This is a genomic window from Thermodesulfobacteriota bacterium, from assembly GCA_040756475.1.
Lineage (GTDB): Bacteria > Desulfobacterota > Deferrisomatia > Deferrisomatales > JACRMM01 > JBFLZB01.
Genome location: JBFLZB010000201.1, coordinates 1 through 7,949, shown reverse-complemented (window position 1 = coordinate 7,949; position 7,949 = coordinate 1). Strand labels below are relative to the sequence as shown.

Here is a 7,949-nt window from a genome sequence, read left to right as displayed (position 1 = left end):
TAGTAGTTGGCAATAGCGACGGCGTCGGCCTGCATCTTGCCCAGGATCTGGAAGCCGAAGCCGCCGATGGCGCCACCCCAACCCGTGTACTTGACGAGGATCTCGCCGGTCTGGGGGTCTTCGAGGCTGTGGATGACGATCAGCTTGCTCCGGCCAGCCCCCATGCCGACGAGCAGGCGGGCGGCCGTGCTGCCGAAGTGGACCATCGCCTCGCTCTTGCACACGAGGTAGGAGCCGCTCGCCCGGGCGGTCTCCGGGCGGGCGGTGACCTCCTTGAAGCGCCCCGAGGCTTCCAGGGACTGGGTCAAGGACGCACGGATCGTGCCCTCCAGTTGCTTGAGGAAGTCGTCCACCTTCTCGTTGTGGTCTGCGGTGGTCCTCATCTGGGGGGGCTCGACGAGAACGGCAGCAAAACTGCCGAGCTTCGCTGCTGGATTCTGGTAGGTGCGCTCTCCGTGGGAACCCTCTGCCGGAGCCTCGGCGGTACTGGCCTTCGCGGCCTCGCTTGTGCCGGGACCCGCCGCCTTGCCGCCGGTGGAGGCGCAGCCTCCCATAAGGGCAAGCGAGACAATCAGTACGAGGACTTTCGCTCTTGCAAGGGCTGCCATGGTTTCCTCCTTGCGCCGCAGGGCGGGGTGTGCGAGGCAGGTCGGGGTCGGGTGCGTCGCTACCTCCAGCGGTCGTCGCCAAGCCGGAATAGCAGCGACAGGTTCCCGAACACCTCCCGCCCGCTGCCCGTGATGTCGTCGTCGTCCTCGTCGGAGCCGGCAAAGCCGGAGAACCGATAGCCCGCTGCGAACGCCAGGCTCATCGTTTTTCCCAGGTGGAGGTTGAGGCCGACCACGGGGGCCAGGGCGAACTCGATCACGTCCACCTCGAAGCCCGAGTCCTCGAACTCGCCGGTGTAGAAGGCAAGCCGCACCTGGGGCCCGAGCCACAGGCGCAGCGATTCGGAACGGTACACGCCGAACCCGAAGGTGTTGTCGACCACGAGCCCGCTGAGCTCCAGCGTCTCGCCCACGTCGTCGAAGTCGGCGTCGAAGCGGGAGAAGCCCACGCTGAGGCGGTAGTTGAAGAGGGTGTCCTTGGCCACCGCGGTGTCCAGGACGAACCCGAAGGTTCCCCGCTTCTCGTCGCCGTCGACGTCGAAATCTCGACCGAACTCGTCCTCGAAAGTCCAGTCCACGCTGCCCGCCGCACCTTCCACGTAAGCGCCGAGCCCGAAGGCCAGCGCGCCCGAAGGCGCCAGCAGCGCCAGCCCCATCACCACCCCAGTGAGAGACGCCAACGTTCGCTTCATGGTCTTCCTCCGCAGGCAAGAAACGCAAAAAGCCCCAGGCACGGTGAGCGGGCGACGGGACGCCGGTTGCTCGTGTTCCATGCGCTGGAGCCTCCCCCGAAGTTCGCCGAAACCCTGGACAGGCGGGGACCATATCCCAACGCGCGACCACGGTGCAACGGATAAAGACTGGCCGAGGGTTTTCCGGACCGCATGTGCCGCGGGCCGGGCGAGTGACGACCACTCGCGTCCACGCTCATCCCCCTTCGTCTGCCGACCTCGTCACCAAGAGGGCCGCCCAGGTCGGGCTTCGTTGCGTCCGGCGCAGGCGGTCGAGCACCGCCGGGTCGCTGCGGATGCCCAGGCCCGGCACGACCCACGCGCGCCGGCTGCGGGCGTGCCGGCCGACTGCCCGGGCGACCTCGCCGGCGGACATCCCGGGGGAGAGGTAGAAGGTCGGCTCAAGCAGGCTGTCGTCGCCGCCGCAGAGGCCCTCGGCCCTGGCCCGCGCAACGAGCTCGGTGCCCGGGTAGAGCCGCACCCCCACCAGGGCGATGAAGGCGGCCGGGGGGAGGCGGTCCCCGGCCTCCAGGGTCTGGGCCAGCGTCGCCGGGGTCTCGCCCGGGCTCCCCAGGAGCAGGTAGTGAGCCGCGGGGATGCCGGCCCCGGCGGCGGCTGCGGCGCTCGCCGTCACCTCGGCCGCGGTGAAGCCCTTCTGGAGCGCCTCGAGCACCGGGTCGCTCAGGCTGTCGGTGCCGAACTCGAGGCCCGCGCAGCCCGAGCGCCTCATCCACTCGGCCAGCTCCGGGGCGAGCCGGCCCGGATGGACGAAGGCGCTCCACGAGACTCGGACGCCGCGCTCGACCAGGCGCCGGCAGATCCCCTCGGCGTGATCGGCCGGGATGTTGAAGGTGTCGTCCACGAAGAACACGCTCCGGGCCCCGGCGCCGGCCAGCTCCTCCACCTCGTCCACCACGTCGTCGGGCTCGCGCAGGCGCAGCGTCCGCCCCTCCAGCGCCGGGTAGGTGCAGTAGGTGCAGGCAAAGGCGCAGCCGCGCTTGGCCTGCACGCCGACCGCCGCGCCGGTGGGCAGGTAGTGGGCCAGGAGGTCTTGCCGGAGGGGGTGCCGCATGAGGGGCGCGGTCGCCCGGGGCGTTGCCGGCCGGTCGCCCGTCTCGCGGCAGACGACGCCGGGGACGGGCGCGAGGTCGGCGCCCCGGGACAGGGTGTCGAGCAGAGAGGGGAAGGCCTCCTCTCCCTCGCCGACCACGCCCCAGTCGGCGCCCAGGCGGCGCAGCAGGGCCGCTGGGAAGAGGGAGTATCCGGAGCCGCCCAGGATCAGGGGGCCCTGAAAAGCCGTGCGGAGCTCGGCGACGGCGGCCTCGATCTCGGGCAGGTAGCTCACGCTGCGGCCCCAGGTGAGGTTGTCCACGTTGCGGATCCCGAGGCCCACCACGTCGGGCCGCCACGCCTCCACGGACGTCGCCAGCTCCCCCGCGTCCCAGCGCAGGTCTAGGAGGCGGACCGCGTGGCCCGCCCGCTCCACGGCGGCCGCCACCAGGCTGATCCCCAGGGGGTAGACCGGGTCCGGGAAGTCCTCCCGGTTGGCCGAGACGAGGAGGACCCTCACGCCCTGCCCCGGGCCTCGGCGGCGAGCTCGCGCAGCATCCGCCCCAGGGAGACCTTGAAGCCCAGGTTCATGGGCACGAAGAACGCCGGCTGGGTGCGGCTCCCCAGGAGGCGCCGCCCCATGCTGCGCCAGCTGTAGATGTGGCGCAGCATCCGGTGGTAGCCCGCCTCGAGCTCCCGGGGAGTCATGCCCTTGGGCTCGAACACCACGTGGGCGGTGTCGTACTCCTCCCACCGCTCGTGCAGGATGCGCCCCTCCTCCACGAGCTTGCGGTAGCTCCGGGTGCCGGGGTAGGGGGTGAGGATGCCCACGTACACGGCGTCGAGGCGGGCTTTGTCCACGAAGCGGGCGGTGCGCTCGAAGACCCCCGGGGCGTCGTGGTCGAAGCCGAAGATGAACGATCCCTGGATGCCGATGCCGTGGCCGTGGATGACTTGTACAGCCTCCAGCACCTCGGCCGGGTCCTTCACCGGCTTGCCGATGCGCTTGCTCTCCTGGGTGTCGCTCACGGTCTCGAAGCCGATCTCGATGCCCATGCACCCGCTCGCGGCCATGGCCCGCAGGAGATCGGGGCGCTGGGCGATGGCGATGGAGGTCTGGCCGAGCCAGCGCAGGTTGAAGGGCCGGATGGCCTCGAAGAGCGCTGCTGCGTGGTCCGGGTCGCCGATGATGTTGTCGTCCACGAAGAAGACGCAGTTCTTGATCGCGAAGCGCTTCTCGGTGGGCTTGAGCTCCTTGAGCTGCGCCACCACCAGGTCCACGGGCAGGGTGCGGTGCTTGCCGCCGAAAAACCGGGTGACCGAGCAGAAGTGACACCCGTGGGGGCACCCGCGGCTGGTCTCCATGAAGGTGACGGGCATGTACTTCTCGGCCGCGAGGAGGTCCCGCTGGGGAGCTGCCGCGCACCGGCCGAGGTCCGGGAACCCCTCCGCCCGGTAGACGCCGGCCAGGGTGCCTTGGCGCGCGTCCTCGATGACCCGGGGCCACACGCTCTCGGCCTCGCCCGCCACCACCGCGTCGGCGTGCCCCAGGGCCTCCTCGGGGAGCACCGAGGGGTGCATGCCCCCCAGGACCACCGGCACCCCGGCGGCGCGGAAGCGGTCGGCGATCTCGTAAGCCCGAGGCGCGAGCGGGGTCATGGCGGTGATGCCCACCAGGTCGGGCCGGGCCTCCCAGGGGATCTCGTCCACCTTCTCATCGACGATCCGCACGTCCACCCCCGGCGGGGTGAGCCCTGCCACCGTGGGGAGGCTCAGGAAGGGGAAGCGGAAGTAGAAGCTCGAGCCCAGGAGCTTCGATTGGCCGACGGGGGTGATCAGGAGAACCTTCATGGGGCGGAATCCTTCGAGAGCCGGACACATGTTTCGACCAGGACGCGGCCGCGCCGGCCGCAGGCTACCGCCCCGGGGCTGCCCGCCTCGACCATCCCGACGAGCGCCTCCGCGACCCCGTGCTCTTCCTCGTCCGGCCAGCAGCCACTCTGGGTCGTCGGGTCCAGGCGAAGACCTGCTTGCGGGGGGCGGTTCCGGTTCTGCCCGCGGGTTGCAGGTTCGAGGCAGAGCAGGGCAGCTCTCTGCCGCCCGTGCCCACTGGGGCCCGCCTGCGCGGACGCGCCGCCGACCAGGACCACCTCGGCGCGCCCGGTGCGCAGCAGGTCCGCGGCGACCCAGAACGGTGCACCCGGGTCGGGCAGGGTGAGGCTCTCGCCCGTGAGGCCGAGGAGAATCGACACCCGGGCCGCGACGGCGTTGGGCGTGGTGTACAGAAACACCCGCGGGCTCAGTGCGGCCGGGGTCCCCGAGAAGACGGCCTGGGCGTGCTGCTCGTTCAATCCGCGAATGGCGCTGCCTAGGGCCAGTGCCAGGGCAACCGTGGGTCCGGGCGCCAAACCCGCCTGGTCCAGGCAGTGCCTGGCCAGGACGGCCAGGGCCTCGACCGCCGGCTCCTCCCGCCGGTCCGTGCCCAGCGCCCAGAAGTCGGGCAGCCCCGGCGCGCCCCACCGGCCCCACGCGGTGACGGCGAGTCCGTCCCCGATCACCGGGCGCCTCCCAGGACCAGGGCCGTGTTCTGTCCCCCCAGGCCGGACGCCAGGGCCAGCGCGACTCCGGGGCCCACCTGCCGGGGCCGCTGGCGCGCCGGCTGGACGACCAGCCCCGGGTCCAGGTCGCGAAGCCCCACCACCGGAGGGATCGAGCCGTGGCGCAGGCAGGCCAGGGCCACAGCTGCCTCGATGGCGGCGGAGGCCCCGAAGCAGTGCCCGGTGGCTCCCTTTAGCGCGGTCACGGGCAGCCCGGGCAGGCGGGCCCCGAACACTTCGCGCAGCGCCAGGGCCTCCGAGCGGTCGTTGGTGGGCGTGCCGGTGGCGTGGGCGACCACGAAGGAGACTTCCTCGGGCGAACGCCCCGCTTGCCGCAGGGCCGCGCGCGCCGCCCGCGCCAGGCCCCGCCCCGCGGGGTCCGGGGCAGCGAGGCTCAGAGCGTCGGCCGCGGTGCCCCAGCCGAGAACCCGACCCAGGATCGGCGCCCTGCGCTTCCGCGCCTGGGACTCCTCCTCGAGCACGCAAAAGCACGCGCCCTCGCCCAGGCCGGTGCCGGCGCGACGCGCGTCGAAGGGGTGGACGCCCCCGGGGTCCAGCGCCCCGAGGCGACGAAACCCTTGCCACTGGAACGGGGTGACCGCTTCCGTGCCCCCCGCGACCATGGCCGGCGCGCGACCGGCAGCGATCTCGGCGGCGGCGAGCCCCAGGGCGTCCGCCCCGGAGGCGCAGGCGGTCGAGACCGGGATCACCACCCCCCCCAGTTCGAGGCGCCGGGCCACGCGCCGGGCCAGGGTGCCCCAGGACCAGGCGGCCCGGAGCGCCGCGCGGCGGGCTGGAGAAAGACCCGGGTCCTGACAGCGCAAGCCGTGGCCCGCTTCGCCCACGATGGTGCCGAGGCACAGGCCGGTGCGGGCCAGGTGCTCCCGCGGGAGTCGCGCCTCGCCCAACGCTTGGCGCCCGGCGTCCAGGGCGAGCCTCCGAACCCGGCCGGGCCGATGCCAGGCCTCTCGGCCGGGGACGACGCCGGACGCGCCCCCCGGGAATCCGGGGCGCTCCCGAAGCGCGGTCCGGTCGCCGAAGAGCGCTTCCCAGAGGGGCTCCAGCCCCTCCCCGAAGGGCGTGAGCATCCCGACCCCCGTGACCGCGACCGGGGCCACGGCTGCACCTCGCTGGTCTCGCAAGGTCATGGCTCCCGGTAGCGCATGGGGTCCTGGAACCAGCGGCGGTAGACCCGGTGGTAGAAGATGCTTCCCCCGGCGCGGATGGCCCGGTGCAGGCGCGTTGGGCCGCCGAGGCAAGCGCGGCAGGCCGGGTTGTGGACCCGGAGGCGGCGGAACCCCTCCCGGTCCCGGCGGGGGCCGGGGAGGCCGAGGAACGCGGAGATGCCCAGGTCCCGGGCGTTGACGGCCGCGGTGCGGCCGTCGAAGTCGGCGCAGCAGTACGCGTAGGTGCCGTCCCAGAGCACCGCCAGGTGCTCGGAGAGGCCGTGGCAGCTTCCCCTTCGGGCAGGGTAGCGGGTGCGCCCCGCCCCACCTTCCCTGGCCCGGCGGCCCCAGTCACCGGCGATCCGGGTCTCGAGGCTGAGCCGGTCCGAGAGGTCGAGCCGGTTCTGGCGCCAGACGCGCAGCCGACCCAGGTCCCGCTCCACGTTCTGTCGGGTGCGAAGCCGGTGAATCCCCTCTAGGGCACGCCCCAGGTCCTCGGTCCAGGCCCGGGCCGTGCGCCGCAGGGCGGCCGAGGTGTCGAGGATGCTCAGGCCCCGGGTGGCGGGGAAGAAGGCCCAGCGAAGGGGCGTGGTGAGGAGGTAGACGCTGACCCGGGTGGCCGGCGACGCGGCCAGGAGGGTGCGGACCCCGGAGAGCAGGGTCTCCCGGAAGGGGGCGAAGCCGGTGGCGGCCGCCCCCCGCAGGCGAAAGGAGGCGGCGTCGGGCGTCTGCAGGGAGATGCCCACGAAGTGCGGCTGCGCGGCGGCGACGGCCTCGGCGCGGTCCCGGGTGAGCAGGCTCCCGTTGGTGGTCAGGAGGGCGCGCAGTCCCGCCTCCCGGGTCCAGGCCAGGGCCTCGGGAAGCCACGGGTAAAGGAGCGGCTCGCCCATGACGTGATAGGCCACGGCGGGGGCCAGCCGCTCCCCCGCGATCTCCCCCACGAGCCGCCGGAAGAGCTCCGGCTCCATCTGCCCCAGGGGCCTGGTCTGGGAGTCCTGGGGGCAGAACTCGCACCGGAAGTTGCAGCGGTTGGTGAGCTCCAGGTGCACCCGGTCCAGGCACGCCTTAGCCACGGCGCCCCTCCCGCCGCCGGCCGAAGTACCAGAGGGGACCGTAGAGGAGCCCCAGGGCCAGGGGCACCGCGAGGCCGAGCTGGGCCGCCTGCCCCTCCACCAAGGCGCTGGCGGCAAAGGCGTGGGCAAAGCTCACGGGCAGGAGCGCCGCCCCGGTGCCGGCGGCGTAGGTCGAAAGCGGCAGCCGGCGGCCCCCCGCCCAGTAGCTCACCAGGTCCCAGGGCACCACTGCCCGCAGGAGGGCGACGGCGCGCCAGTCGAACCCGCGGCCGGCGCCCTCCCCCTCGGGTAGGAGGTCGGCCGGCGGCCGGGGGAGCCCGCGGCCGGCGAGGCGCCTTCCGGCCATGCCTACGGCGTACCCCACCGCCGAGGAGGTTACCCCCGCGGCGGCCACTAGGGCCCCGCCGGGGAGGGTCCCGAAGAGCCCGCCCGCGACCCAGGCGAGACCCACGGGGTACGGCACGACCAAGGGCTTTGCGGTGGCAACCGCAAGGAAGACCGCCGGGCCCCAGACCCCGGCGCCGGTCACCCAGTCCCGCAGGGTCAGGGGGTCCCAGGGGTCGCCGCCCCAGACCCCGTAGCGGCGCAGGGCCCATGCTGCCACCGCAGCCAGGCCGAGGATCGCTGCGGCGCGCAGGAACCGCATCACGCTGGGTCCCTGCCCAGGGCGACCGCCCCCGCCGCGCCGTCGAAGTGCAGCGCCTGGACGAGAGCCCGCTGCCCC

General features: G+C 73.2%; 8 protein-coding genes. All 8 read right to left on the bottom strand.

Annotated features, from left to right (window positions below):
- Positions 1-383, bottom strand: a 383-nt coding sequence (locus tag AB1578_19990) for a DUF4410 domain-containing protein (protein ID MEW6490174.1), incomplete at its 3' end; no start/stop codon positions are given.
- Positions 384-667: 284 nt separating this feature from the next.
- Positions 668-1,300: a hypothetical protein gene (locus AB1578_19985; GenBank protein ID MEW6490173.1), complete on the bottom strand. Its 633-nt coding sequence runs from the start codon at positions 1,298-1,300 to the stop codon at positions 668-670.
- 235 nt (positions 1,301-1,535) lie between these two features.
- Positions 1,536-2,909 (bottom strand): lipid biosynthesis B12-binding/radical SAM protein, encoded by a 1,374-nt coding sequence (locus tag AB1578_19980; GenBank protein MEW6490172.1) that lies wholly within the window; start codon positions 2,907-2,909, stop codon positions 1,536-1,538.
- Positions 2,906-4,240 carry a radical SAM protein gene (locus AB1578_19975; protein MEW6490171.1) on the bottom strand — a complete coding sequence of 445 codons (1,335 nt, stop codon included), beginning with the start codon at positions 4,238-4,240 and terminating at the stop codon, positions 2,906-2,908. The genes AB1578_19980 and AB1578_19975 overlap by 4 nt, the downstream gene beginning before the upstream one ends.
- On the bottom strand, positions 4,237-4,947 hold the full coding sequence (locus AB1578_19970; GenBank protein ID MEW6490170.1) for a beta-ketoacyl synthase N-terminal-like domain-containing protein: 711 nt from the start codon (positions 4,945-4,947) through the stop codon (positions 4,237-4,239). Before AB1578_19970 ends, AB1578_19975 begins: the two co-directional genes overlap by 4 nt.
- Positions 4,944-6,104 carry a beta-ketoacyl synthase N-terminal-like domain-containing protein gene (locus tag AB1578_19965; GenBank protein MEW6490169.1) on the bottom strand — a complete coding sequence of 387 codons (1,161 nt, stop codon included), beginning with the start codon at positions 6,102-6,104 and terminating at the stop codon, positions 4,944-4,946. The genes AB1578_19970 and AB1578_19965 overlap by 4 nt, the downstream gene beginning before the upstream one ends.
- Positions 6,105-6,130: 26 nt before the next feature.
- Entirely contained in the window at positions 6,131-7,225 is a 1,095-nt protein-coding gene (locus tag AB1578_19960) for a radical SAM/SPASM domain-containing protein (protein MEW6490168.1), read from the bottom strand.
- Positions 7,218-7,871 (bottom strand): VTT domain-containing protein, encoded by a 654-nt coding sequence (locus tag AB1578_19955; protein MEW6490167.1) that lies wholly within the window; start codon positions 7,869-7,871, stop codon positions 7,218-7,220. The genes AB1578_19960 and AB1578_19955 overlap by 8 nt, the downstream gene beginning before the upstream one ends.
- Between the last annotated feature and the right edge of the window lie 78 nt (positions 7,872-7,949).

What these genes read in the sequence shown, in the direction of transcription:
- AB1578_19975 (MEW6490171.1), bottom strand. Translation starts at nt 4,240, where the DNA reads ATGAAGGTTCTCCTGATCACCCCCGTCGGCCAATCGAAGCTCCTGGGC.
- AB1578_19985 (MEW6490173.1), bottom strand. Translation starts at nt 1,300, where the DNA reads ATGAAGCGAACGTTGGCGTCTCTCACTGGGGTGGTGATGGGGCTGGCG.
- AB1578_19955 (MEW6490167.1), bottom strand. Translation starts at nt 7,871, where the DNA reads ATGCGGTTCCTGCGCGCCGCAGCGATCCTCGGCCTGGCTGCGGTGGCA.